The sequence below is a fragment of the Catenulispora rubra genome (genome assembly GCF_015356825.1).
Lineage (GTDB): Bacteria > Actinomycetota > Actinomycetes > Streptomycetales > Catenulisporaceae > Catenulispora > Catenulispora rubra.
The window spans coordinates 1-1,239 of record NZ_JAACYW010000632.1 but is presented as its reverse complement, the minus strand read 5'-3'; the positions used below and the strand labels follow the sequence as shown (position 1 = coordinate 1,239).

The window sequence follows — 1,239 nt, the reverse complement described above, 5'->3', positions numbered from 1 at the left end:
GCGTTAGCAGTGGTGGCAGCGGCGGCGTTGGTGTTGGCTGCGGCGGTGGCGCAGCCGCCGGAAGCCGGACTCGCGGCGCGGCGCTGATCGCCCCGGTGGTCGCGGCGGACGCGGACGCGGAGCTGCCGTGGCTGGCGTCGGAGTACGTGCCGGGACCGTCGGTGACGGACGCGGCGATGGAGTTCGGGCCGCTCGGCGACGCGGGCCTTCGTACCCTGACGCATGGACTGGCTCTGGCACTGTCCGAGGTCCACGCGGCGGGCGTGGTGCACCGGGACGTGAAGCCCTCGAACGTGCTGCTGGCCCGCGACGGACCGCGGCTGATCGACTTCGGTGTCGCGCGCGCCCTCGACGACATCGGCCTGACCCGGGTCGGAGCGCTGATCGGCTCCCCGGGCTTCCTGTCCCCGGAGCAGGCGGTCGGCGAGCCGGCGACGTTCGGCTCCGACGTGTTCGCCCTGGCCGCGGTGGTCGCCTACGCCGCACGCGGCCAAAGCCCCTTCGGCGCCGGCGACGGAGCCGCACTGCTCTACCGCGTGGTGCACGAGCCGCCCAAGCTCGACGGCCTGCCCGCCGACCTGACGGAGATCCTGAGCGCGTCCCTGGCGAAGGACCCCGCCGAGCGCCCGACAGCCCCGGAGATCGCAGCCCTCGTCGCCCCGGCCGACCCCTGGCTCCCCGACGCGGTGCTCGACGACATCGCCAGGCGCGAGGCCGAACTCGCGGCCTGGCTGGAGGTCACGGCCGCCGCCGATCCCCCGCGCACCATGGCGGAGGCGGAGCCGGAGACGACGGCTTTCGACTCGGTCGCCGCCACCGCGCTCGACGTGGCGAACACGCTGGCTCCGCTGCCGAAGCGCATCGGCAACCGGCGGCGACCTGAAGCGGGAGAACTCGCAGCAGAACTCGACTCGCCGACCGACCGCATGCGCCAGGCGGGACTGCCACGATTCAGCGCGGCCGAGGAAGCGCATGAGCACCCAGGCTCGCCGGCCGACCGCATGCGCCAGCTCGAGCTCTCTGGCGCCGCCGAAATCATGCCGCCGGACCAGCAAGCCGAAGCAACGTATCAGCGTCCCGGTCCCCCCGCCGACCGTATTCGCCAGCCCGGTCTGCCACGCCCTCCGGCCATACCGCCGACCACCACCGACACCGCCTCCGCCACTCCCCCCGGCGCCGCTTACGCCGCATTCCTGCTCGACCCGAGCCCCGAGCCGGGACCGAGTCCCGAAGCCGCCC

At 74.2% G+C, this 1,239-nt stretch carries 1 protein-coding gene; it reads left to right on the top strand.

The features are described from left to right. The coding region (locus tag GWK61_RS54660; protein ID WP_194922303.1) for a protein kinase domain-containing protein at positions 1-1,239 on the top strand (1,239 nt) is incomplete at both ends.